This is a genomic window from Paenibacillus sp. MZ03-122A (assembly GCF_024213325.1).
Lineage (GTDB): Bacteria > Bacillota > Bacilli > Paenibacillales > Paenibacillaceae > Paenibacillus > Paenibacillus polymyxa_B.
Map to the genome: position 1 here is coordinate 13,656 of NZ_JANAVI010000005.1, position 24,154 is coordinate 37,809.

The 24,154-nt window shown below is 46.1% G+C and carries 20 protein-coding genes, 1 pseudogene and 3 riboswitches; of the genes and pseudogenes, 10 read left to right on the forward strand and 11 right to left on the reverse strand.

Translation table 11 applies throughout. The features are described from left to right. Positions 1–70: 70 nt before the first annotated feature. Both sdaAA and sdaAB read right to left on the reverse strand, forming a co-directional pair. Positions 71–970, reverse strand: a complete 900-nt coding sequence (gene sdaAA / locus NLX74_RS12255) for an L-serine ammonia-lyase, iron-sulfur-dependent, subunit alpha (protein WP_254328887.1) — start codon at positions 968–970, stop codon at positions 71–73. Next, positions 960–1,649 (reverse strand): L-serine ammonia-lyase, iron-sulfur-dependent subunit beta, encoded by a 690-nt coding sequence (sdaAB, locus tag NLX74_RS12260; RefSeq protein WP_039270247.1) that lies wholly within the window; start codon positions 1,647–1,649, stop codon positions 960–962. Before sdaAB ends, sdaAA begins: the two co-directional genes overlap by 11 nt. 211 nt (positions 1,650–1,860) lie before the next feature. Beyond that, positions 1,861–1,976, reverse strand: a riboswitch (glycine riboswitch). Positions 1,977–2,191: 215 nt separating this feature from the next. On the opposite strand from sdaAB, the gene NLX74_RS12265 reads away from it, so the two are divergent. The 8 genes and pseudogenes from NLX74_RS12265 to NLX74_RS12300 all read left to right on the forward strand — a co-directional run bounded on the left by NLX74_RS12265 (position 2,192) and on the right by NLX74_RS12300 (position 10,854). Next, entirely contained in the window at positions 2,192–3,808 is a 1,617-nt protein-coding gene (locus tag NLX74_RS12265; RefSeq protein WP_254328888.1) for a DUF6359 domain-containing protein, read from the forward strand. Positions 3,809–4,132: 324 nt separating this feature from the next. Then, positions 4,133–5,164 (forward strand): ABC transporter ATP-binding protein, encoded by a 1,032-nt coding sequence (locus tag NLX74_RS12270; RefSeq protein ID WP_254328889.1) that lies wholly within the window; start codon positions 4,133–4,135, stop codon positions 5,162–5,164. After that, complete coding sequence (locus NLX74_RS12275) at positions 5,142–6,068, forward strand: ABC transporter ATP-binding protein (RefSeq protein WP_061831946.1); 927 nt, start codon at positions 5,142–5,144, stop codon at positions 6,066–6,068. Before NLX74_RS12270 ends, NLX74_RS12275 begins: the two co-directional genes overlap by 23 nt. Positions 6,069–6,081: 13 nt before the next feature. Continuing rightward, positions 6,082–7,050, forward strand: coding sequence for an oligopeptide ABC transporter permease (gene opp4B / locus NLX74_RS12280; RefSeq protein ID WP_061831945.1), 969 nt, complete (start codon positions 6,082–6,084; stop codon positions 7,048–7,050). Between the two features lie 28 nt (positions 7,051–7,078). Then, positions 7,079–7,987 carry an ABC transporter permease gene (locus NLX74_RS12285; RefSeq protein ID WP_013308435.1) on the forward strand — a complete coding sequence of 303 codons (909 nt, stop codon included), beginning with the start codon at positions 7,079–7,081 and terminating at the stop codon, positions 7,985–7,987. A 42-nt stretch (positions 7,988–8,029) separates the two neighbouring features. Continuing rightward, positions 8,030–9,850, forward strand: coding sequence for an oligopeptide ABC transporter substrate-binding protein (opp4A, locus tag NLX74_RS12290; RefSeq protein WP_254328890.1), 1,821 nt, complete (start codon positions 8,030–8,032; stop codon positions 9,848–9,850). Between the two features lie 65 nt (positions 9,851–9,915). Then, a pseudogene (locus NLX74_RS12295) lies at positions 9,916–10,092 on the forward strand (LysR family transcriptional regulator); the annotation flags it as partial. Between the two features lie 6 nt (positions 10,093–10,098). After that, the gene (locus NLX74_RS12300) at positions 10,099–10,854 is read left to right on the forward strand and encodes a LysR family transcriptional regulator substrate-binding protein (RefSeq protein ID WP_254329109.1); all 756 of its coding nucleotides are present in this window, start codon (positions 10,099–10,101) and stop codon (positions 10,852–10,854) included. 27 nt (positions 10,855–10,881) lie between these two features. Here the strand turns inward: NLX74_RS12300 and NLX74_RS12305 are convergent, their stop codons facing one another. The 4 genes from NLX74_RS12305 to NLX74_RS12320 form a co-directional block, all read right to left on the reverse strand. Beyond that, positions 10,882–11,532 carry an amino acid ABC transporter permease gene (locus tag NLX74_RS12305; RefSeq protein WP_039270255.1) on the reverse strand — a complete coding sequence of 217 codons (651 nt, stop codon included), beginning with the start codon at positions 11,530–11,532 and terminating at the stop codon, positions 10,882–10,884. Between the two features lie 14 nt (positions 11,533–11,546). After that, complete coding sequence (locus NLX74_RS12310; protein ID WP_023986681.1) at positions 11,547–12,206, reverse strand: amino acid ABC transporter permease; 660 nt, start codon at positions 12,204–12,206, stop codon at positions 11,547–11,549. Positions 12,207–12,277: 71 nt separating this feature from the next. Further along, positions 12,278–13,108 (reverse strand): transporter substrate-binding domain-containing protein, encoded by an 831-nt coding sequence (locus NLX74_RS12315; protein ID WP_039270256.1) that lies wholly within the window; start codon positions 13,106–13,108, stop codon positions 12,278–12,280. Positions 13,109–13,150: 42 nt separating this feature from the next. Next, on the reverse strand, positions 13,151–13,888 hold the full coding sequence (locus NLX74_RS12320) for an amino acid ABC transporter ATP-binding protein (RefSeq protein WP_029514673.1): 738 nt from the start codon (positions 13,886–13,888) through the stop codon (positions 13,151–13,153). A 327-nt stretch (positions 13,889–14,215) separates the two neighbouring features. Between NLX74_RS12320 and NLX74_RS12325 the strand changes: the two genes are divergently transcribed. Further along, positions 14,216–14,680 carry a cupin domain-containing protein gene (locus NLX74_RS12325; RefSeq protein ID WP_039270262.1) on the forward strand — a complete coding sequence of 155 codons (465 nt, stop codon included), beginning with the start codon at positions 14,216–14,218 and terminating at the stop codon, positions 14,678–14,680. Between the two features lie 79 nt (positions 14,681–14,759). Here the strand turns inward: NLX74_RS12325 and NLX74_RS12330 are convergent, their stop codons facing one another. The 5 genes from NLX74_RS12330 to NLX74_RS12350 all read right to left on the reverse strand — a co-directional run bounded on the left by NLX74_RS12330 (position 14,760) and on the right by NLX74_RS12350 (position 22,281). Continuing rightward, positions 14,760–15,461, reverse strand: coding sequence for a GGDEF domain-containing protein (locus NLX74_RS12330; protein WP_254328891.1), 702 nt, complete (start codon positions 15,459–15,461; stop codon positions 14,760–14,762). A 51-nt stretch (positions 15,462–15,512) separates the two neighbouring features. Then, positions 15,513–16,172: a class D sortase gene (locus NLX74_RS12335; RefSeq protein WP_235307023.1), complete on the reverse strand. Its 660-nt coding sequence runs from the start codon at positions 16,170–16,172 to the stop codon at positions 15,513–15,515. Between the two features lie 106 nt (positions 16,173–16,278). Further along, on the reverse strand, positions 16,279–19,908 hold the full coding sequence (locus NLX74_RS12340) for a collagen binding domain-containing protein (RefSeq protein ID WP_254328892.1): 3,630 nt from the start codon (positions 19,906–19,908) through the stop codon (positions 16,279–16,281). Positions 19,909–20,277: 369 nt separating this feature from the next. Then, positions 20,278–21,087 (reverse strand): transglutaminase-like domain-containing protein, encoded by an 810-nt coding sequence (locus NLX74_RS12345; RefSeq protein WP_039270266.1) that lies wholly within the window; start codon positions 21,085–21,087, stop codon positions 20,278–20,280. Between the two features lie 12 nt (positions 21,088–21,099). Further along, a riboswitch (cyclic di-GMP riboswitch) is annotated at positions 21,100–21,181 on the reverse strand. A 38-nt stretch (positions 21,182–21,219) separates the two neighbouring features. Beyond that, positions 21,220–21,298: riboswitch (cyclic di-GMP riboswitch) on the reverse strand. A 107-nt stretch (positions 21,299–21,405) separates the two neighbouring features. Next, positions 21,406–22,281 (reverse strand): helix-turn-helix transcriptional regulator, encoded by an 876-nt coding sequence (locus tag NLX74_RS12350; RefSeq protein WP_039270267.1) that lies wholly within the window; start codon positions 22,279–22,281, stop codon positions 21,406–21,408. Positions 22,282–22,817: 536 nt separating this feature from the next. On the opposite strand from NLX74_RS12350, the gene NLX74_RS12355 reads away from it, so the two are divergent. Beyond that, positions 22,818–24,074 (forward strand): DUF445 domain-containing protein, encoded by a 1,257-nt coding sequence (locus tag NLX74_RS12355; protein WP_254328893.1) that lies wholly within the window; start codon positions 22,818–22,820, stop codon positions 24,072–24,074. Positions 24,075–24,154: the final 80 nt, after the last annotated feature.

A 24,154-nucleotide genomic window follows, 5' to 3' on the forward strand; every position in this document is an offset into this window, starting at 1 on the left:
AAAAGAGAGCAAGCATACGTCCAAGGACGATAGGCTTGCTCTTTTATTTTAAGGAGGCACCGCTTATAAATTATGACTTATCTTTCTTGGTCGGTGTGTTGCGTGTAAGTGATTCGGTCAAACGCTTGCCAGTCGGCGTCTGGGCCAACCCGCCTTTGGCGGTCTCGCGGTGCTTCGACGGCATCTCACTGCCGACTTCAAGCATTACGTCAATGACTTCGTCAGACGGAATAGCGCTGCGCACACCCGCCAAAGCCATGTCCGCTGCGGCAAGCGCAGTCACGGCTCCCAGCCCGTTGCGCACGATGCACGGAATCTCCACGAGTCCGGCGACGGGGTCGCAAATCAGGCCGAGCGTGTTCTTAAGGGCGAGACCCACGGCGTGAACAGCCTGTTCAGGCGTACCACCGCGCAGCTCGACCATAGCGCCAGCGGCCATCCCGATAGCTGAGCCAATCTCAGCCTGACAGCCTCCCTCCGCGCCAGAAATGAAGGAGTTGTTGGCGATCACGTAGCCAATAGCACCAGCGGCGAATAGGCCGTGCACCATATGCTCATCATCCCAGCCGAACCGCTCCTGCGCACTGATAAATACACCAGGGATAACCCCACATGAGCCTGCGGTAGGCGTGGCGACAATGCGACCCATGGATGCATTAACCTCCGACACGGAGAGGGCATAAGCCATGGCGAGCGCGGAGGCATCACCGGAGCAAGTTTCCCCTGCCCGCAGATACTCGGCTAGGCGCTTGCCGTCCCCGCCCGTCAATCCACTGCGGGATACGGTGTCTTGTGTCTGTCCGCGATGAACGGCTTCCTTCATGACTTCATAATAATCAGACATTTGGCGGAAGATTTCTTCCTCCGTTGTATTCGTCTCTTGTACCTGTTCTTGAATCATCAAGCGGCCAATTGTGGTGGATTCTTCAGCGCATAAAGCGCTGATTTCATGCAGATGGCTAAACCGCATCGGATTCAGCTCCTTTTTTCAAATTAATCATCTTAATTTCATACATATGAGGTAAAGAACGCAGTTCCGCAATCAGTTCAGCTGGAGCAGAACTGTCCGTTTCAATGGCGGTGAGTGCTTCACCATCCCGGCCCTTGCGATCTACGTGCATATAGGCAATGTTAATGTGAGCCGCGCCCAGCGCTGAAGTTATCGCGCCCAATGTACCGGGCTTATCTGAGTGGAGAAGCACCAGCGTAGGCAGCTCCCCGGTCAGATTGACCCGGAATTCGTTCAGTTGCTGGACATGGATGCTGCCGCCGCCGATGGAGGAGCCCAACAGTGTGCGCTGATCCTCGCCCTTCCACAGCTCGAAACGGACAGTGTTCGGATGAGGGGCGGGGAGTCCGCTAACGGCGAATTCCACGGCCATCCCGGCTTGTTCGGCCCATTGCTCGGCATCGGGAATCCGGTGATCGTCCGTATCGTAATTAAGCAGTCCTGCGATGAGCGCCAGATCTGTACCATGTCCTTTATACGTATCGGCAAAGGAGCCGTATAATGTCATGCGGGCACGGTCAGGCTGCGCTCCGAGCCAGTGCCGGGCAACGCGTGCGAGTCGCACCGCGCCTGCGGTGTGTGAACTGGAAGGTCCGGTCATGGCCGGGCCGATAATAGAAAATACATCTTTGAAACGCATGGTGTGGCCCCCTGTATGTTCTAATACCATACTATATGGTATTTCCGCGTCTTTGCGCGGTTATGACGGTTCCTAATGCTGACGCACAATGTGAGCACAAAAAAGGACAGGATAAGGAAGTTTCCCTTATCTCTGTCCTCGTTACCTGAGAGTTTCGTGCGGTGTTCTTACCGCCTTACCCCTTGGGTGGCTTGCGCTCTCTCCAGAGTTGCGTCAGATGACGATACATGGACCTGAGAGATTATCCGCCAGCCGGGTGCTGGCGTCTTGCTCCTTCGGTGCCGCCAGAGTGTAGGCTCCCTGGACAGACTCTCCCGTCATCTTCATTCGCGTATACCGTTCTACATGTCTTTCTTAGGGTAATGTATGCTGTGCTCGGTGTCAATCACAGGGTTCAATTTTTACATAAACAGGTGCGTTTCCAATAAAAAAGATTAAAATTTACATAATTATGGATGAAATTAGGAAGGAATTAGAAGATTGGCGGCTAATCTGATAAAGGACAAGTACATTTATGGAAAACATAGGAGGGATATTGACGTATGGTAAAAGGCTTGCGGTTCACAGGTTCACGCTTAAAAGGGATGCTGCATCTAGCAGCAATCGTATCACTGCTGATCGGGATCTTCGTTCCATTCGGTCAGGTCAAGGCAGAGGGAGCATTGACAGTAGCCGAAGCACTTCAGGGCCAAAGTAGTGGAGGTACGGTGACGGTGGAAGGCTACATCGTCGGACATGCTACCGGATCGAAAACGGCTAACTTTTCTTCTCCGTTCGCGAATGATTTTAACGTACTGATTGCCGATCAGGCAAATGAACGTAATACGTCTAATCTATTGGATGTACAGCTGACTTCAGCGTACAGAGGGCAATTTGGGCTGTCAGGCCATCCTGAGCTAATCGGCAGCAAAATTCGTGTGACGGGTACACTCGGCGCCTACAATAATTTTGGTGGAGTGAAAAGCCCAAGCGCTGTTGAACTGGTGAGCGGAAGCGAGCCGGGGGAACCAGGTGAACCTGGCGAACCTGGCGAACCTGGCGAACCTGGCAACCCGGGTCAACCCGGTACTACATTGCCGGATGGAAAAGGCAAAAAGGTGCTGTTCGATAATACGCACGCACAGACTGCTGGAGCAGCAGATTGGGTCATTGAAGGCGCCTTCTCCGACTTTGCCAATGGACTGCGTAATGTAGGCTTTACGGTAGACCAATTGAATCGTCCCATTCCTTTTACTTATGGAGAGCAGGCCATAACATATGACAAGCTGCGCCAATATGATGTGTTCATTATTGGTGAAGCGAATGTTGCCTTTAAGGCATCCGAGCAGGCTGCCCTGTTGCAATACGTGAATACCGGGGGGAGCGTCTTCTTCATCTCCGATCATTATAATGCGGACCGTAACAAAAACCGTTGGGATTCCTCCGAGGTTATGAATGGCTACCGTCGTGGAGCCTATACTAATCCGGCCAAAGGCATGACAGCAGAAGAAGCAGCATCACCGGCGATGCAAGGATTAACAAGCTCCGATTGGCTGGCGACCAACTTTGGTGTTCGTTTCCGTTATAATGCGCTTGGTGACGTGAATGCTACTGACATTGTAGCCGCAGATCAATCTTTCGGCATTACCAAGGGTGTGCGCTCGATTGCAATGCATGCAGGATCTACGCTGGCTATTATTGATCCTACCAAGGCTAAAGGCATTGCTTATATCCCTTCAGGCACGAAAAAATGGGGGAATGCTGTAGACCAGGGAGTTTATAATGGCGGGGGCCGTGCAGAAGGGCCTTATGCCGCTATCTCCAAGGTAGGTCAAGGCAAGGCAGCGTTCATCGGTGATTCTTCCCCTGTAGAAGATGCTACACCGAAATATGTGCGTGAGGAAAACGGACAGTCGAAGAAGACATATGATGGTTTCGAGGAAGTGGATGATTCCACCTTTCTGGTGCAAACGGTCCAATGGCTTGCATGGAAGCAGGACTACACGAAATTGTCTGATGTGGCAGGTTTGACTCTGGATCAACCAACGAAGCTTCTGCCATTCGAGGAGCCTGCGGCTTCCACGGAACCGCAGGCTGAGCCTTGGTCTGCTCCAGCAGCAGGTTACAAATGGTACGATCCAAGAACGTTCAAGTCTGGCTCCTATGGAGCGGCTTCGTAATTATCGTGAGGAGCTCAATGTGAGCTGGTGCTAGTTAGTCGTTTGATCCCTGAGAGGGATCAGGCGACTTTTTTTGTGATGAAAATTAACCTGTGGTTGGTTATTTCATTACATTTTGTGCCAGAAAGGCCGCGCTACTGCTGGATCATTGATTTTTTAAATGATGTTGATAGCATAATCTTAATTGATATATCCATATACTGGTGATAGGATGTATTCAAATTATTCCGACAAAAACGGTATGTAATGTTCATGAGAGGTTTTAAACATCAAACATGGTGAGAATAAGCGGGACAAGACCATGGAGAATGGAGGAAGCGCGCATTGAATATCGAACCTGTGTTGGAAATTAAAGGATTATCCGTCTCTTTTCGCATCAAGGATCAATATCACCCCGCAGTCGACCATCTGGATCTGACGGTCAACCCCAATGAAGTGCTGGCTGTAGTCGGAGAATCTGGCTGTGGCAAAAGCGCGCTGGCGCTTTCTATCCCGCAACTGCATGACATGGAACGCACACGTGTAGAGGGAGAGGTCCTTTTTAAAGGCACGGACCTGAACCGTCTTTCTTCAGGGCAAATGAATAAAATCCGCGGAGCGGGCATTGGCATGATTTTTCAGGACCCGCTGACAGCACTCAACCCGTTGATGAGCATTGGCAAGCAGATTGAGGAAAATCTTGATTATCATACGTCACTATCTACGAAGCAAAAAAGGGAACGTGTGCTGGAGCTGCTGGAAAGTGTAGATATACCGAATCCTGTGCGTGTGTATGATCAGTATCCGCATGAACTGTCAGGAGGGATGCGGCAGCGTGTGATGATCGCGATTGCCATAGCTTGCCGACCTTCTCTTATTATTGCAGATGAACCAACTACTGCGCTCGATGTAACGATCCAATCGCAAATTCTCGACTTGCTCAAACAGCTTCAACAGGAGACTGAGAGCGGAATTATCCTGATTACGCACGATCTTGGTGTTGTGGCAGAAGTAGCCGACCGCGTGGTGGTCATGTATGCCGGAGAAATCGTGGAGAGCGCTGATGTTTTTGAATTATTCAGGCATCCACAGCATCCGTATACGCGTTCTTTGCTTGCTTCTATGCCGGGATCGCATACCAAGGGGGAATCACTGCATGTCATCGGCGGCATTGTTCCCTCATTACAAGATATCCCCCGCAATAGTTGCCGCTTTGCTCCGCGTATTCCTTGGATTCAGGAGAGAGTGCATGAAGACCATCCCCAACTAAAAGAAATTTCCCCTGGACATTGGGTCCGTTGTACATGTTATCAGCATTTTCATTTTGAAGACGAGGCAAAGGGGGAGGCTGCTCATGGCACTACTAGAGTTAAATGATCTGAGGGTCCACTATCCGGTGCGCGGTGGTTTCTTCCAGCGTGTTATCGATCAGGTGAAAGCAGTGGATGGCGTGTCGATCAGCATTGAGGCAGGCCAGACATACGGGCTGGTGGGAGAATCCGGCTGTGGAAAAACGACGACAGGCAGGACGATCATCGGTCTAAATAAGCTGACGAGCGGACGGCTTCTGTTTAAAGGAAAGGATCTTGCAGCTCTGAGCCGTAACAATCGTCATCCACTGCGTAGAGATATTCAGATGATTTTTCAGGACCCATACTCTTCGCTCAACCCGCGTAAGCGCGTATTGGATGTCATTGCTGAACCGCTGCGAAATTTTGAAAGGCTGAGCAGTGAGGAAGAACGAAGGAAAGTACAGACGTTGCTGGAAAAGGTCGGCTTGAATGCCGATGCAGCCTACAAATATCCGCATGAATTTTCCGGGGGGCAGCGGCAGCGGATCGGGATCGCGCGTGCGCTTACATTAAACCCCAAGCTGATCATTGCAGATGAGCCGGTGTCGGCGCTGGACGTTTCCGTGCAGGCACAAGTGCTTAATTTTATGAAGGATGTGCAGCGGGAGTTTAATTTAACGTATTTGTTCATTAGTCATGACCTAGGTATTATCCGCCATATGTGTGACCAAATCGGTATTATGTACCGGGGACGTCTAGTGGAGCAGGGGAGCGAGCAAGACATTTATGAGCGTCCACAGCATCTGTATACCCAGCGCCTCATTGCAACCATTCCCAATATTGATCCTACAAAACGACTGGAAAATGCCCAAAAAAGGCGAATGCTTTTATCCTCCTACAAAACAGAGCTACCCAAACATCTAGACGCGAGTGGAAAGCCGTTTGCACTAAAATCAGTAAGTCCATCCCATCAAGTCGCGCTACCATAAGGGGGGTACAGAAATGTGGAAATTTACACTGCGTCGGCTGCTGGTTATGATCCCTCAACTTTTTGCACTGAGCGTGCTTATATTTTTCCTAGCTAAGGCAATGCCGGGGGATGCCCTGACAGGACTTATTACTTCGACACCCAATCTCAATCCGGCCGCACTGGAAGAACAGCGACAAAAACTGGGGCTGAATGATCCGGTGTGGGTGCAGTATGGGAACTGGCTCGTCCAGCTGGCTCACGGGGATCTGGGCAAATCTTATGTACATAAAATTAGCGTTACCGATCTGATTGGCAGCCGTCTGGGGAACACGTTCTTTCTGGGCGTAGTAATTCTGGTTCTGACGTATCTGATCGCCATTCCGCTCGGCGTACTCAGCGGTCGTTATCAGCATAGTCTGCTGGACAAAACCGTAGTGGGCTATACCTATCTCAGCTTTGCGACACCTCTATTTATACTCGCGTTGTTGCTGCTGTACGTATTCGGATTCAGGCTCGGCTGGTTTCCAACCAGCGGCAGTGTGGATGTAGGCGTGGAGCCGGGGACATGGTCATATTACGTGAACAAGTCGTATCATCTCATTTTACCGGCGGTTACAGGCGCATTGCTCAGTACAACGGCTACGATTCAGTATCTGCGCAATGAGGTCATTGACACAAGACTGAAGGATTTTGTGAAAACAGCGCGTTCCAAAGGGGTACCCGAAGGTAAAATTTATTCCCGACATATTTTCAAAAACTCTCTATTGCCGATTGCTGCCTTTTTGGGCTATGACCTGACGGGAGTAATTGCAGGCAATATTTTTCTTGAATCTATTTTCGGTTATCCAGGGTTGGGCCAATTATTCCTCCAGTCCATCACTCAACGGGATTTTTCAGTCGTGAACGCGCTGGTCATGATCTCTGGCTTCTTGGCGCTATTAGGAACTCTTTTATCTGATGTCATCCTAAGCAAAGTCGATCCCCGCATTCGAATTGAATAGCGAACAAGTCTAGAGAAAGGGAGGGATTATGGTGTCTATACAGGTGGAAGAGGTCTTCACGCCGGAAATCATTCGTAAATCACCATCCAGTTGGTCTGTACTACGTCGTGAGCTGGTGCGTGACAAAATGTCCTTGGTTTCCATTGGCTTTGTAATTCTGTTCTTGATCTTTATATATGCCTCTGTCCTGTTTGTAAATCAGGATGTAGTCACGACGGTCGATTTGGGCGCGATCCGTGAAGCTCCAGGCTCAGTGCATTGGCTAGGGACAGATCGAGCGGGTAGGGATATTTTCGGTCAGCTGGTCATTGGAGCCCGCAATTCCTTCACCATCGGCTTTACGATTACATTGTTATCCGCCGCTATTGGCTTAACGTTAGGTTTGCTGGCTGGTTTTTATGGGGGACTGGTCGATAACATCATCATGCGAATCATTGATTTTATTCTGGTGCTTCCGTTTTTGATGCTGGTCATCGTGTTTGTCAGCATTGTACCCAAAAGCGGCATAGGGTCCTTTATTTTCATTATGACTGCCTTTTTATGGATTGGGAAAGCACGTCTGATCCGAGCCAAGGTGTTGTCGGAGCGCGAACTGGATTATGTGCAGGCTTCCAAAACCCTTGGCACACCCAATTGGAAAATCATCTGGTTTGGCGTGCTGCCCAATCTTAGCTCGGTCGTGATCGTCAACCTGACCCTCAGCCTCGCGGGGAATATCGGGATTGAGACCGGGCTTTCTTATCTCGGCTTTGGCTTACCGGAGTCTACTCCAAGCTTGGGTACACTGGTGAGTTATGCTAATGACCCGGATGTTTTGCAGAATAGCTGGTGGATGTGGTTGCCAGCCTCACTGCTTATTTTGGTGCTAATGCTGGCGATTAACTTTATTGGCCAGGCGCTCAAACGCGCCACGGATGCCAGACAACGATTGGGTTAACTGAAGTTCAAGGATAAGGACAATGACAAGGAGGGATTTACAATGGTTAAACACTGGAAAAAAGGAATTTTGCCTGTTCTATCTGCAATTTTGGTATTTTCACTGGCCGCATGCAGCGGTTCGCCTTCCGCTTCAAATGGAGGGAAATCGTCTGACGGTACAGGCGGCTCAAGGTCCGACAGCAAGCAGGTGAATGCCACAGCGCTAGCGAAGGCGGTCAAGAACGATAAGACGCCGATTAAGGGTGGCATCATCAATTATGCACTCGTGTCTGATACCCCTTTTGAAGGTATTCTGAATCCTGTATTTTATGAAGGCAATCCTGATTTTGAAGTCTTCCAGTTTTTCTACCCTTCTATGTTTTCGATTGACTCCAATCTAAATATTGACGGTAAAGGGGCGGCGACGATTTCCTTTTCCCCAGACAATAAGGCTGTGACTGTCAAAATTGATCCCAAGCTGAACTGGACGGATGGTAATCCCGTAACGGCAGAGGACTATGCTTTTTCCTATGAAGTGATCGGTCATAAAGACTACGAAGGCCCGCGTTATGATAGCTTTATGACCAACATTGTGGGCATGGAGGATTATCACGCGGGTAAGGCCAAAACCATTTCTGGCATCAAGGTGCTGAATGAGAAAGAGGTTACCATTCATTTCAAGGAACCTAATCCTTCGGTGAAATCGGGACTGTGGTCTACACCACTGGAGAAAAAGGTATTTCAGAATATTCCCGTGAAAGATATGGCCGGATCTGATCCTGTTCGTAAAAATCCGATTGGCTATGGGCCGTTCAAAATTAAATCTATGGTCACAGGTGAATCTGTGGAATTCGTCAAAAATGAAGATTATTTCCACGGTGAGCCCAAGTTGGATGGCCTTCATCTGAAGGTGGTGAACCCAAATGTCATTACCGAGGCGCTGAAAAGTGGAGAAGTTGACTGGGCCAGCTATCCAACCACCCGTTACAATGAGGCCAGCAATCCGAAAAATGTACAGTTTCTCGGTCAGGAGGAATTATCTTATAGCTATGTAGGCTTTAAGATGGGCAAATTCGATCAGGCCAAGAATCTAAATATCATGGACCCGAACGCCAAGCTGGCGAACAAGTCATTGCGTCTGGCCCTTGGCTATGCGCTGAATAATGAGCAGGTCGGCAAGCAGCTCTATCATGGACTTCGGATTCCAGCAACATCCCTGATTCCGCCTGCCTTTAAGGGATATCATGATATGAATGCAAAGGGCATCACGTATGACACGGACAAGGCGAAAAAGCTGCTGGACGAGGCAGGCTATGTGGACACCAATGGAGATGGATACCGTGAGGACCCTAAGGGCAAGGAACTGGTGCTCCATTATGCGGCAATGAGCGGAGATGCGACAGCTGAATCGCTGGCGAAGTTTTATTTGCAAAACTGGAAGGATGTCGGACTTCATGTCGAGCTGGTGGACGGTCGTCTGCTTGAGTTCAATTCTTTCTATGATCGTGTGCAAAAGGATGACCCCGACATTGATATTTTTGGCGGTGCGTGGAGTACGGGTTCAGATATAGACCCTAGTGGACTGTATGGACGCGGAGCCAGCTTTAACTATTCGCGTTTTACGAGTGAAGAGAATGATAAGCTGTTGCGGGAAGGGGTGTCTGTTAAAGCCTTTGACGACAATTATCGTAAAGATATATACAATCAGTGGCAGGCGTATATGAGCGAGGAGGCACCCATCGTACCGACGTTATTCCGTTACTCGTTAGAGGCAGTGAATAATCGGGTAGCCAATTACGATATTACCCGCGGCAAGGAGTACGATGCAGACACGTTTGCGAATATTACGCTGACTGCGGAAAAAGCAGAAGTAGCCCAATAATCTCAAAAAAGCGCAATAACCTGAAGAAGAAGCGCGAACCGGATGGATCCGATCTTGCGCTTCTTATGACCTTTTCATGCAATCATTCTGGGGATTCTCGAAGGGAGAGAAGGAAGACGGAAATACGTCAGCTTCAATACTTCATTGCCGTATGCGAGGAACTACATTTTACGAAAGCTTCGGAAAAGATCGGAATCTCCCAACCCACGCTTAGCTTGCAAATCAAGGCGCTGGAGGAGGAATTGGGCATGACGCTTTTTGACCGTGCAGGTAAAAAGATTAAAATGACAGATGCTGGGAAGTTGTTGCTGCAACACAGTGCACATGCGCTCAAGGATTTACAGCAAGCAAAGGCTTCCATTGAGGAGTTGCGCACCGAGCAACGCGGGAGTTTGCGGATTGGTATTGCATTACCGGAGCTGGAGGAGTCATTGCATGAAATGCTTATCCATTTTCATCAGTCATTTCCTAGAGTCAGCCTGCACATCCATCCATCATTTGATGTAACAGAACAGCTGCTGGATAACCGAATGGATGTTGGCATTACGCTGCATTCGGGTACGGATGAAAGGCTTGTCCAGCTTCCTCTTTGTACGGAGAACTACTGTCTTGTTGTTCCGGTAGAGCATGTGTTTTCCAACCGTTCTTCCATTACGCTGGACGAATTGAGGCATGTATCCTGGGCGATGCAGCCAGAGTGTCATCCCGGCAGGAAGCTCATTGAGAAGTGCTTCCGGGATCGCGGGTATCCCTTTGCAACCGTCTTGGAGACAAATTCCATACCTTCAATCCTGCGCTGGGTGCAGGAGGGACTTGCCGTAACCCTACAGACGGAGTCCCTTGCGGCAGAATTGGATCGCTCACAATTTTGCACTGTACCTATTTTGTGCGGCGTGCTCCAGGGTCAGCTAGAGTTGATTTATCGGTCTGGCCGTTATCAGGGAGAAGCATTGAAGCGATTAATTGAAAAGATACAAGCTGTACTAACAGTGCGTTCCAACTAGTGGCAACGCTGATGAGTATCACGAGCTTTAATGTGTACGAACTTCCAGCCTGCGTGCAATCAGTGACATACTGTAATTGACAGCAAAGTACAGGAAAGCTGCGAACAGCAGGGCTGGAATGACAAAGGATTGATTTTGCCCACCGACAATCTGAATGTTATGCGTCAGCTCTGGCAAACTGATAATGACAGCCAGTGAGGTATCCTTGAATAGGGAAATGAATTGGCTGACAATCGGGGGCACCATGCGACGAAGCGCTTGGGGCAGAATGATATGCCATAAGGTTTGAGAGTAGCTTAGACCGGAGGAACGTGCGGCTTCCACCTGTCCTTTATGGACCGAATTCAGACCGCTGCGCACAATCTCGGCAATCATGGCTCCCTCGAAGATCGACAGGCCTGTAATGGCTGCCCACTTGAGGGAAATCGACAATCCGATGGATGGTAAAACCATACCGATGAAGAAAATAATGAGCAATAATGGAAGATTGCGAATGAGATCAATGATAAAGGCTGCAACCTGTGAAATGACAGGTAAGCGAGTATAGCGCAGGATGCCGAATAAGATACCGAGAACGAAGCTGAACACGATAGAGTAAATAGCAACCTCCAGCGTGAGCAGGAAGCCCTCCAGTATAAAACGCACATTAGGCCACACAAATAATCCACCGAAATCCATACGGGCTTCCCTCCTTAGGATGTTTTGGACAGACGCCGTTCCATGTATAGTACAAGAAAGCTAAGCGGAACCGTCAAGATAAGATACAACAGCGCCGTGATGGCGTAGACTGTGATGGGCAGGAAGGTATCCGAGTTAATGAGGTCCGAGTAATACATTAGGTCCAGTCCGGCCACAATAGCCAGCACGGAAGAGTTTTTGACCAGATTAATGAATTGGTTGCCGATCGCAGGCAGTACAATTTTGATGGCTTGCGGTAAAATAATGCTGATCATCGTCTGGTTGTAACTCAACCCGGAGGACCTTGCCGCTTCAAATTGACCCTTGGGCACAGATTGAATGCCGGCACGTATGGCTTCAGCAATAAAGGAGGCCGTGTATACGGTCAATCCAAGCGTTCCAGATACGAATCCGTCCAAAGGGATGCCCAAAGTGGGAAGCCCGAGATAAAAAAACAGTACGACGATCAGCAATGGGATATTGCGGATGACCTCTACATAGACGGTACCGATCCAGTTCAGCCATTTAAAAGGCGCAATTCGGAGGATGGCAATAATAGCCCCCAGAATAAAGCTTCCAATCAAGGCAATGACACTAGCTTGAACGGTATGAAGCAAGCCTTCTCTGAAACGGTCGCTATGATCAAAAAGTACGTTGATATCAAAAGTAAGCATCTGTGAATGTACCTCCTTATCCAGAACTAAGAAAGGAAGGAGCTCGCAATGGCGGCTCCTTCACAAGAATACTATTCGGGTTTAACCCCAAGCCATTGCTCGTGGAGCTTATCGTATTCACCGCTGCTTTTCAGTTCCTTGATCGTATCATTAATGGCTTGCAGCAGTTCCGGTTGTCCCTTCTTCACTGCAATGCCGTAAGGTTCCTCTGTGAAGTTCCCGCCTACAAGAGTATAATTCGGGTCTTGCTGCTGCATGCCGAGCAGAATAGAGTTATCCGTAGTCAATGCTTCTCCTTTACCTGCTTTGAGGGCGTTGAAAGCATCCTGATAGTTTTCGAATTCCAATATTGTTGCTTCAGGTGCTTTTTCGCGGATATTTTTGGCGGAGGTAGAGCCTTTCACGGCGAGCACCTTGGTTTTTGGGGTCAGAGACTCCAGCCCGGTGATGGGGCTCCCCTTTTTCACGAGCAGAGATTGCCCGGCGTTAAAATAGACGTCGCTGAAATCAACCTGTTTTTTACGTTCATCCGAAATGGTCATCGTCGCGATAATGGCGTCAATGTCCCCGTTTTGCAATAAGGTGATTCGTGTTTTGGACGTGACCTCTTTTAGTTCAAGTTTGGTTTCATCGCCAAAAATATGTTTGGCTACAGCCTTAGCGATGTCGATATCAAAGCCTTCTACTTTTCCGCTAGCCGGGTCTTTCAGTCCGAACAGCTTGGTATCGTATTTCACACCAATGACCAGTTTGCCACGCTGTTTGATCGCTTCCAGCCCGTTGGCTGTTGCCGCCTCATTCCCCGACGTTGCCGCTCCTTCTTTGCCTCCACAGCCTGCCAACACGAGCAGACAAGATAAAGCTACCAGCACCAAAGTACTCCATTGAAATCTTTTTCTCATCAGAACATTCCCCTTTCGATTTACGCTACATTGGTAGTCTGTTTAATGATGAATCAGACGGCTCAGGAACAGGCGAGCCCGTTCCTCACCCGGATTCTGAAAAAATTCGGCAGGTTGGCTGTCTTCCAAAATCTGTCCTTTATCCATAAAAATCACGCGGTCCGCCACTTCACGTGCAAAGCCCATTTCATGAGTGACAATGACCATTGTGATGCCCTGATGGGCGAGCGAGCGCATAACATCCAGTACCTCTCCGATCGTTTCGGGATCAAGTGCTGAAGTAGGCTCGTCAAACAACATGATTTTTGGATTCATCGCGAGCCCACGGGCGATCGCGACCCGCTGCTGCTGTCCACCGGACAATTGGGCGGGGTAGCTCTGTGCCTTTTCTTCGATTCCGACGCGCTTTAGATAGGTGATGGCTGTTTGAGTAGCTTCTTCTTTCGAGATGCCCAGTACCTTCATAGGTGCCAGTACAATGTTTTCAATCACCTTTTTGTGTGGATACAGATTGAAATGTTGGAACACCATCCCGATGTTGCGGCGGAAGGCATTAATATCAATCTTTTTGTCGTGTACAGGGATCTCGTTAACGATCAGTTCCCCATCCGATATCGTTTCCAGACGATTGATGCAGCGAAGCAGGGTGCTTTTACCCGAGCCGGAGGGACCGATGATTACGACGACCTCGCCCTCCTTAATTTGAAGATTGATGTCTTTGAGTACATGGAAGTGACCGTAATGCTTGTTGACATTGCGAAACTGGATCAGAGAGCTCACCCCTTTTAGGCTTGGATACATAGCTTAGTAGACGGATTGACATAATCAAGCTCTATTAGAATTTCAAAATTTCTCTCATGATACTATAAGCTTACAATAAAAAACAAGATTTTATGTCATAAAAATTTACGTGTATTATATTTGGTATGTTATTTTACTTGTTAACTGCTATTTATATGATAAAATCAAATGAATATTCACAATTTAATGTTATTTAATTTGACATAAAATAATAGCGTTCGACATGCCAAGGGAGAAACGTGACAAAAGCAACGCTATGTTTTACAGTAGGGAAGAAGGAATTTAGGGTAAAGGAAGGTTAGTACAATGACGAAAGCTATTTCACCGCTTGTAACGGCATTGGGCATGGAGCCCCATCCAGAAGGCGGTTGGTACAAAGAGATGTGGAAGGCTAATTTTCAAATTCCGAAACCTGTGCTGCCTGATGTATATTCCGGTCCGCGCTTTGCAGCTTCGTCTACGTATTTCTTGCTGCATCCGGGCGAGTTCTCCGAGTGGCATGTGGTCCATTCCGATGAGCTGTGGTTATATCATAGCGGAAGCCCTGTAGAGTTGAAATTGGGTGGAAGCGGAGAAGAGCCTGGCGAAGAAACGGTAATTATCGTCGGTGCGGATGTGGAGGCAGGACAGCATCCACAAGCACTCGTACCAGGAACAGTATGGCAAACGGCACGTCCGCTGGGGGATGAGCCTGTGTTGGTAACCTGTGTGGTTGCACCAGGATTCCACTTTGATGATTTCAAGCTGATTGCAAAGGGTAAGGTGGAGTAGGAATATTTTATCGGCGGGTATAATCTTGGATAAACAGGACTTACCCGCCTGATTTGATGTTACGGGTTCTTTGTTAGTGTTAGAAGCTTGCCATTTGTTGTATACTTTGGATCTTTGCTTTTTTTCGAAAACAAGCTGCAAACTTTATAATTCGTGCAGTGTCATATGATCTGACGTTTGGCCTCTGTTTGATCCTCTGGTATACAGCATAGCAGTTTCTCCCCATTCCTTTTGCTTGGTACATGGCGATATCGGCCTCTTTCAGTAAAGAAGGCAGAGGCTTCTTCGGAGAAGGATGCATAGTAATACCAATGCTTCCTGTAACTTGAAGGTTGATTCCCTGAATGTTATAAGGAGCGCTGATTTTTTGCAGCAGCAGTTCTGCTAGAACTGTGACCTGATCGGCATCATAATCCTTCATCATGAGTAGAAATTCATCACCACCGATTCGAAAAGCTTTCTGATTGGAGTTTGTCACCTGGAGTAAATGATTGCTTACCCGTCTGAGCAACCTATCACCGATTTGATGTCCGTATGTGTCATTAATGGCTTTGAATCCATCCAGATCAAGATACATAATAGCAAAACCCTCCTTGCCATTGCTTCGTTTCCAAAATAGCTCAAGTGCATTCCGATTGAACAGACCCGTTACAGGGTCCTGATAGGCAAGTTTCCGCAGTGAATTTCTTTCCATCATCACAGAATGTAAAAAAATCAACATATATATCCACAACACCAAAGTTAGGCCAATTAGAAGTAAGGCTGTTAAAGATATACTCAATGGGGTCACCACCAATATAGTTTATAGGTTGTTCCGCTTCTATTAGCGGCATTAGGTCAGTTGTCTTGCATGAACGATGAGTCGATGTGTCGGATTTACAAGAGGATCACAGGTAATTAGTGTGAGAAGCTTTTGTTTCTTGATGCTTTTTAAAACGGAGACATTTGAAGGAGTGACGACTGAAATGTTGTAGACCTTGTATACGTATTTTTCACCCCGAGTGTGAATTAGAATCTGATCCCCGATTTTCACCTCATTAAGCCGGTTAAATAAACGTCCAGTTGTTCGTGAGCGATGAGCGGCTATGGCAGCATTCCCCACCTGGCCGAGTGTCGCAGTTTCCGACATATGTACAGCGGCATATCTCATATGCTTTTGGGTCGCACCTTCGAGCACAGGAAGTTTCAGCCCGATACGATCAATCTGGATTGTAGCGATTGGAGCTTGCTCTGGAGCCGACGAAGGGGGAGTAGTTTGAGACAATTGTGGCCCATCCGCTGCTGCGGTATTTGTCAGCCAATTGGACAAATCTGTATAACCTTTAATCATTTCGGGAGTCAGTGTCGATGTATCGGATGTATCTGTATTTGATAATGATTCAGCTTCTTGTAATAGCTCTTTTTGCCTTTGATTTTCCAACCATTCATTAGCGGTAGGAAATAACATAATGATGATTCCTAACATGATGCTCACGTATGCCAGCTTACGCAATTGAAAAGCCTCCTAATACAGTAATTCATAGAACGGACATGTAAAATAATTCCCCTTCTCGCTAATGATGAGCTGAGAAGGGGGATTTTTGATTATAAAATGTTATTTATTTTTTATGCGTTCGTTTATAACCTAGGTAGGCACCCAGAAGAATTAAGAACATACCACTTACATAGAAGGGAGCAGGACTGTTTTCTCCTGTCTTTGGCAATGTATCCACCTTGGGTGTATGCCCCGGGTCACTTGGATCTTCTGGTCCTTCTGCCGGTAGACGAATTACACCTTTAGGTACTGGATCTTCTTCAATCTTCACGGGCGGAGAAGGCTCCTGATGAGGGTCTGCTTCTGGTGTGTCAGCTTGCACCCCTGGTTCAGCGGGTGGTTGCACTTCTGGTTCCACAGGTGGCTGTTCAATAGTCGGAACGCCCAACGGAACATCCTCATCTTCGATAATTTGCGGCTCTTCGGTTGTTACGGGCGTAACAGGCGTCACCGGAGGTTCAGTTATTTCAGGGTCCTTATCATGTTTTTTACCTGATCCCGGATTCGTAGGCGTGCCTGGATTTGTAGGCGTACCTGGATTTGTAGGCGTACCTGGATTTGTAGGCGTACCTGGATCAGTAGGTGTACCTGGACCCGGATCAACCGGAGTGTCCTTTTTGTTGGTGATCACGATTTCTTTAATGCCTGAACTTTGTTTGATGGTTGCATCTATTTTGATTTCTGTTTTTGGCGCTGTTATTTTGTAGCCTTCAGGAGCAGCAAGCTCCTCCAGAATGTAGTCATCATAACTCAATGAAGAAAATACAATTTTCCCGTCCGAATTGGTAGTTTGGACAAGAGGTGCTCTTTTCTGATCCTTGTCATAGAGTGCAAAACGTGCCCCGGATAGAACCTTATTGTGATCGTCCTCATCAACTTTGGTAATCTCCAGACTTCCCGTAACTCCTCCTCCTGATCCCGAACCAGAGGATGTACGCACGATGATCTCTTTACTTGTTTCCCTGATTTCGGTGGTCAAACGGTCGCCCTCGAAATTAACCTTATTGCTCACTTTTGCCTTGTCTTCAGCTTGAATAAAGGATTGATATTCCAAAATATAGCCCGATGATATAGCCTTCGTAAAGGCAAGCTCAAAGGATTCCTGACCTTGAGCAGTCGTTGTTATTTTTAGCTTATAATCCTGATCCTTGACTAATTCAGTGTCCTTGGTAGCTTCTCCATTGGCAGATACCTTGGTGGAATATAGATGAAAAGAATCCTCAATCAGAATTTGATTATTGCTGGGCGTATCCACGATTTTCGCGTTGGAGACATAGGATTGCCCTTCATTGATATGGATGTTCCAATCGATTTTATTTCCATTCTGAGTACCGGATTTCGTCACGTATTCTCCACCGTGAGGCACAGTCACTTTGGCTGCCCATTCCGAGTCTGGATTTTTTCCATCCATAAGTTGAGCGTTATTGTTAATCTCTTTATCCATAAGCTCTCCTTCCAGTGTCGTTTGGAAAGTGATCCAGTAAGGAGAGTTGATGGACTGGTTAAACTGGACGCTCAGTTCATTGTTGTTAGCAGCGGAAGGTAAAACAAGAGTATATTGGCTCGAAGGCACTTCGGCCCCCTTTTGTACGCCATTCCACCACCCGAGCAGGGTCATATCATACACTTTAACAGAACCTGGCACCAGTTTTTGGCCCTGTAATAATGTATCCCTTATTTCAGCATGATTTAGAGTTTTGCGGTTATAGTTGGCTTTAATGTCCCATGTAATTTGTTTGGAACTGGCATTGTAGCTACCTGACTTAGCCCCATTTTGCTGGGTCATATTGTCCGGCCATAATCGAGCTTCGGCCTCCGCGGTTTGTGTTGTTCCGTTATATAACCAAGTGATAGAGGCTTTATTCCAAAAGTCCGGTTTGGTTTTGTCGATTTTCCATTCATTGTTAAATGTGGTTGTATAGCTGATTGTATACGTGTCTTGAATTTTTTTGTGAAAACGTATAGTGAACCCTTTTTTATAATCTAGCGTAAGAGGGATCAGTTCGTAGTCTGACGGCGATGTTAGTGTTGTTTTTCCATCCGCGCTTTGGATCTTCAATGTGTTTGGCAATAATGCCAGACCGCCATTCGGAAAGACTTCGTCGATAACGACTTGGTCCATTGTATATTTATCTGCATTAATGGAAATGATCCAAGGAATTGTTTTGGTGTTATAGTTCGGTTCCTTATAGCCCTTGGTGATAATTACACTTTTCAGTTCTGTGGTTGTTTCTTTTGTTACTCCGTCCGATGTTACACTGTTCGTTATTTTACCATTTTTAAGTACACGATCTATAGCCTTGGTTTGATAACGGATGGTATATGGGGCATCAATATCTGCATTGAACAGTAGATTGAAACCGTTGGTACCGTTGTCGTCAGTAACTGGAGTGACCCTGTATTCCGATGCAGGAAGCTCCTCTTGCGTATCCCCTTTATAAACTTTAAGTGAGCTTGTGACGAATTGTTGGCTGTTATTAAAACGGTCACTCAATACCGCTTTTGCTGCAGGGATTTTTTTGTTGGCAAAATTATATTTGATTGCCCATGAAATTGTTTGTGTGACTGGATCGTATTGCTCTACTTTTTTGCTTAGAAGATCCCCGCGTTTAACGGTAACAGTAGCTGATGCAGAGAGATCCTTCACATTGTCTCCTGAAAAAGTAGCCGTGTTGGAGAAACGGTTATCCTCGCTTGTGATGTTCGTGGAGTATTGAATTCGGTATGCGCTGTTTATACTCTCCTCGTTAAAGCGGATTCTAAAGCCCGTCCCGGCCGGATCAGCTTCGACTGTATACTTATCTGCACTAACAGTGTCCCGTAGCACGGTGGTTCCGTCGACATTGATTTGCAAATGATATACCCGGATGGAATCTTTGATTAGTTCCAATCCTTGGGGAGTTGGGTCGGTTACTACGGCGTGTTTTATAGAATCCAATTGTTTATTTACGTCAACTGTCCAATCAATTCGATTTTTTCCATCGAATTTCCCTTGCTTTTCCAAAGTAGGGCCAGTTGCAGGCTTAATATTTACGATAGCCGTTTGCTCGCCGCCTTTGATTGGAATCGCAATAATGACTTGTGTGCTGCCTTTTTCTATTTGTTTGCTAAAATCGGTTTTGACCTCCAGCTTACCGCTGACATTAGAGTGGCTTTCCACGTAATCATTAAAAGTCATAATTACTTTACCTTGGCGGTCTACGGTGAAATGACCAACTTCTCCATCCGTATTCGTCAGAGGAGATGTAATGTCTGTGTAAATTTGAAATTGCTCAGGTAATTGAAAGGTAAAGGTGTCTCCAGCTTTATACGTATGGTTCGGCAGCTCCCATTCATACCCTAAATGGATGGCGGAGCCAATATCAATACGACTATCGGGATTATACACTGCATCAATAACACTTCCAGAGGAATCTGTGAGGGTTAGCTTGGTTAAAATACTTTCCTGAGTTGCCCTCACTTCAGAAGTTGAACTGGCAGTTGCCTCAACGGCTGGAGCCGGGACAGCAGGTGGGATGTTAATAGGCTCTGAGGGCTTTGGATATACATCGTTAGTCACACTCTGAACCGGATCGGTTCCTGGGGTCACTGGCAGAGCAGAGTCGGGATTTTGTGCATAGGCTTGTGTTGTACTGAATAAGCATTGCAAAAAGAGCAATAACGCAACAACTGCTGTATTCCATTTTTTTCTCATATGGTAAACAAATCTCCTATTCTTAAAATACTTTTATTTAGCGGCTAATGATTATTCCTTCGAGGTCAAGAGGGCTGTATTTATATATTCATCAATCATTCATCTGATGCTATGTTAGCCGCATTGATTTCTTGTTCATAATTTATGGAAATTTACATTCGGGGATGAATATTACCTCCTTTAGTCCCGAAATTAGGATAATGGGTTAGACCTCAATGTCTTTCTGGACTAGAATACATGCCACATCTCAACAATTTCTCAACAAGGATAGAAAAAGAGCCTTGATCATGTGATCAAGGCTCTAAAGAAATGTAGTTCTATTTCTTCATTTTTTAATTTTTTAAAATAATATTAATAAAAACATTGATATTAATATTGCTTTGTTTTAATGTATTTGGAGGGATCTTTGATCATTTCGAATTTTTGTTTACCCTTATACAGTGCTGCATCTACTGTAGTGTCTACGACCACCCATTGATTGTCGATGTAGACCTCGTTCCAAGCATGGTAAGTGTCCACGTAGGAAGATTTGCCCATAACCAGCTTGGTTGGTACATCTACACTTCGTAACATAGCAGCCATCAGTGAAGCATAACCATAGCAAATATCTTTTTGCGAGCTTAACGTACGATCAATTTGCGGTAGATAGTCAGTCGTTAAGGCGAAGGCCTGATTGGAGTCGTACTTGATATGACTAATGACGTAATCATAAATTTTTTGAAGCTTCTCACGATCCGTTGTTGCGCCTTGGGTTAATTCATGGGCTTTTTGAATCGCTTGATTAGTACCGCTCCAGTTAATATTTTGAACGGAATTGAGGTATACCGCTTTGCTATCGTTTAGCTTTAACTCGATCGTATCTTGTCCTATCACTTTATATTGATTACCATTAAGCTGTTCCAAAATACTGATGCTATAGTTCCCATTACCCATCTGGAGAGGGAATACTTCTTCGGACTTTCCGGGTGTCAGATTATAAGAGTATTTTTGCGCATCTTTTGTAACCAAAATCTTGGTTTTAATGTTAGGTTTAACGGAGTAACGCACACTGACCGTCCCATGATTTACATTGTTTTGATCCAACCATACAACACTATCAGCAGCGTAAATTGTCGAATTTAAGAGTATTGCGGATAGCATGAAAAATAGGAGAAGTGTGGAAAATATCATTTTCCCCATAAAAAACTTCCTTTCGGTGGCCAGGCTGCCATCATAAATAGAAGGCCCTATAGCTTTGCGTCCCTGCCTTTCGACAGGTTTGCCATTTCGTATAAAGTTTTCGAAAAAAAAGCACGACAAAAAGCCACTTCAACCGGTAGCTGGCTGCCATCATACAGAAGGCCCTGTAGCTTTGCGTCCTTGTCTTTCGACAAGTTTGCCATTTATCCTGAATAGCTTGTATATTTATTCTATCAGTTAGGTACTCTATTAGGCAAGTTTAAATCTCAAATTTTCGCTATTTATCGACAAAACAAGCTTGCAGATTATACATAAGACCTATTTTATACGGTTTCCCCATTTTTTGCGATAGGAATGAGGCGTTTCTCCAATGTGCTCTTTGAACAGATTGATAAAATGACTTGTGTTGGGAATGCCCACATATTGTGCGATGTCTACAATAGCTACATCACTAGTTTTAAGCCAGCCTTGAGCAGCCGTGATACGAACATTAATAAGATACTCAATAGGGGAAAAGCCAATCTGTTTTTTAAAGTTTTTAGCCAGGTTGAACTTGTTTAGAGCGAACATGTCTGCAAGTGAATCCAGCGTGATCCGTTCACAATAGGATTGATCCAGATATTGCTTTACCTTGCGCACCTCTGCGGTTCCATCTGAATTCGCGTTGGGATTGGTGTAGGGGTACTGCAAAATAATCGTTAACAAGTCAACGATTAGCCTGGATGAGAGCAGTTCAGAGGATAAGCTTCTTTCTGGCTGTACCTGTAATAAGGTGTACAGCTTGTCCAATACTGCACTTGAATCCTTTAGTGAGATTACGGGCTTATTGTGTTTATCGAATTGTTCATAGAAATGGTCAATAAGATTGCCATGTAGATTCACACTAATAAACTCCCATGTCTTCTGACAGGAAGTTTTGTACTGTACATATTCTTCACAATTAATAAAAAGCATATCATGAGGTTTCAATATATAATCCTTGTCTCGATATTGCAATTCCCCCCTTCCAGACAGGGTGAAAAGGAGCAAAAAAGAGGTGAGCTTTTGTCGTTCCATTACATAAGCATCTGTTTTGAAATAGCCTATTTCCTGTATATAGAAGAGGGATTTTTTAGCGAAAGAAGAGGGTGTACATATAATTGCAACTGGATCTTCACTCCAGACATACTGGGCATTTTTTTGGTTTGTTGTCATATCCAATTCCTTTACAAAAAAACAATTTTAGTAAGATAATTGTAGTTTGTTTTACGAATATCCTTTTAGAACCGGAGTCCCTATTTACAAAGGTTATTTTATCACATTAAAGTAATTCATGTAGCGATTAGGGACTGAACAATATATAACAAATATAACATAAAGTACCTATTTGAAAAGGATGAGGCTGGGGAAAATTAGTTTCTTCAATGAATATACCATAGTCTTGCAATTCCACTTTCTGAGTTATATATCCTTTCGGTATCGGGAAAAATGGGACCATATTTCGACAAAATGATTCAAAGGGCTCATTTTGCTAGAAAATAGTTATAGCTTTATTGTGGAGATTTTGTTCACGAAAATGTATGGATAAGTGTGGTTATGCGAACTTAATTTAAGAAAATGTGAAAATTTTGAATATCATGCAATTTGTTCGCAAGAGAGTACAGTGACCTTTGGTATCTGTACAGGCAATGATATGATGGTACTACAGAAGTAATGAAACAAATTTTACAGTCAGTTTGGAGGACTACAGGATGGGAAAAACGAAAAACACAAAAACCGCAGCAGCTTGGTCACTTGTGATGATGGGAGCAGGCTTTGCTGCTACGTTACCTTTTCAACAATTTGGCTGGGCCCGTCTTTTGGCTGGATCTTTTGAAGCCGGACTTGTTGGAGGATTGGCAGACTGGTTTGCCGTAACCGCGTTATTCCGTCATCCGCTGGGCATTCCGATTCCACATACAGCGCTTCTCCCCAAAAATCGGGGCAAGCTGACCGATGCCTTGGTTAACACGGTCGAGAACAATTTGCTTCATAAAGAAAGTATTGCATCTAAAATTGCCGAGATTAGACTGGCTGAGCTGGTACTGAAAAATGTGGAAAAAGGAATACGTACGCCCGAAGCGGTCACTTTCATAGATGTCCTTGTCAAGCAACTTGTTCGTTCGCTTCCACTGGCAGAGCTGGCCCCGGTCATCACAACCGGGATTAAGCGACAGGCGACTGAATTCGATATAGGGCCATTGCTAGAGGCACTCGCCCGGCAAGCTGGCGAGCGGAAGTATGACCAACGGGCGTTGGATTATGCGCTGGAGCAGACGGAGTCCTGGCTACTGCGGTCAGACACCGGGGTTGCTCTTGGCACTCTGGGGATGCAGGCTGTTAGTGGCTTGCAGGTCAGCGGGCTTATGCAGTTTGCCCTGAACGCCTTCCTTGGCTATTTGAATGAGGAGCGTATGGGCGAGATGATTCGTCACTTTTTGCTGGACCGCGTAGCGGAGCTTCAAGATGAAGGACATCCGCGTCGTCAGGCCGTCTTGGAAGGTATCAACACGCAGCTGATCCGCCTGGCAGCCAAAGATACGGTCAGGGAAGGGCTGAATCATTGGAAAAACACCTTTATTGATTCTTGGGAAGGTGATGCAGCTATATCCGAGAAGCTCGAAGAGCTGCGCCGCTATCTGCTGGATTATATGGAGGATGCCGATTATGTAACGACATACATTGTACCCTTACTGGATCAAATGCTGTCTGATTTATGGAGAAATACGCAGCTGCTGGACAAGATCAACTCGTGGATCGTAGCAGGTGTTACCGGAGTAGTGGAAGCAAACCATAGCCAAATTGGTAATCTAGTCCGAGAAAATGTAAATAGAATGGATGAGGCTTCACTGATTGCCTTAATGGAGGATAAACTGGGGCAGGATTTACAGTGGATTCGGATTAACGGTGCGCTTACAGGCTTTCTGATTGGAATTGTCCTTACTGCGGTTCGTATGTTGCTTGAGTAGCAAGGGCAATCTGTGCTAAAGAACGATAAATGAAATTTATGTAGACAAGGTTGTGAAACTATGAGGATTGGTCACCATCC